The 517-nt window shown below is 57.4% G+C and carries 1 protein-coding gene; it reads left to right on the top strand.

Features of this window, described 5'->3' with window-relative positions:
• Positions 1-517 (top strand): immunoglobulin-like domain-containing protein (locus ODQ19_RS28000; protein WP_330211839.1); only part of this gene is annotated, 517 nt, incomplete at both ends.

Below are 517 nucleotides of genomic sequence, written 5' to 3'. Positions count from 1 at the left end.
CAAGGCCGGTACTGACGTCACGCTGAAGTTGGATAACGGCTCCTCGATCACCATCAAGGCTGGCGAAACCGTCGGCACTGTGACCATGCCTGCGCCTACCGATGACGTGTTCATCGACAAGAGCACGCAGACGGTCAAGATCACCGACGCTTCCGGCGGCAACTTCGAAAAACTCGAAGTTGCGGGCAATGGCGCGACCACTACGATCAATGACACCATCGACAAGGTCGATGTGGTCCTGACCGCTACCACCACCGTCGGTGAAGGCGGCAATATCGTTTACACCGCCAGCCTTGTGGATAAAAACGGCGCCCCGGTGACTAACATCACCAATCCGCTGACCGTAACCTTGGACAACGGCAAGACCATCACCATCGGTGTGAATCAGTCGAGCGGCTCCATCACCACCATCGCGCCAGACGATGTGTACAAAGGCGATCAAACCGTCACCACCGCTATCAAAGGCGTGACCGGCGGCGAGCATTTTGAAAACCTGGTGCCGGGCACTACAGCGGTG

The organism is Pseudomonas sp. AM4(2022) (assembly GCF_036346515.1).
In the GTDB taxonomy this organism is placed as follows: Bacteria; Pseudomonadota; Gammaproteobacteria; order Pseudomonadales; family Pseudomonadaceae; genus Aquipseudomonas; species Aquipseudomonas paracarnis.
Note: the sequence above shows the minus strand (reverse complement) of the source record. Positions and strands in the feature narration are given on the sequence as shown.